A 348-nucleotide genomic window follows, 5' to 3' on the forward strand; every position below is an offset into this window, starting at 1 on the left:
CAAATTCTTTTTATTTTATTTATCACAAGCAATCCCATCTCCATCACGATCTAACTTAGCAGAATATGCCGGATGTCCTTTTGGAATGTTTGAAAATCCAGCAGCTTTTGCTTCTTTACAGCTTTTGAATTGACCGCTTTCTTGTGGTAAGTTTTCATTTGGTTGTTGCTGTACAGGTTGTTTTTGTTCCTGTTTTTGTTCCTGCTTTTGTTCTGGTTTCGGCTGCACCGGTTGTTGCTGTTCTTGCTTCGGTGCAGGGACTACAGCTTCCTGCTTTTTCTCAGCTGGCTTTGGTCCCTTGCTTTTGTCAAAGCCACTATCAGTTGCGTAATTTTCAACGCTCCAAAT

At 41.1% G+C, this 348-nt stretch carries 1 protein-coding gene; it reads right to left on the minus strand.

The annotated features are described in order from the left end of the window. Window positions 1–15 precede the first annotated feature (15 nt). A partial coding sequence (locus V7183_RS24965) for an excalibur calcium-binding domain-containing protein (protein ID WP_335361214.1) occupies window positions 16–348 on the minus strand: 333 nt, incomplete at its 5' end.

Source organism: Bacillus sp. JJ1127 (assembly GCF_036965845.1).
GTDB lineage: Bacteria > Bacillota > Bacilli > Bacillales > Bacillaceae_G > Bacillus_A.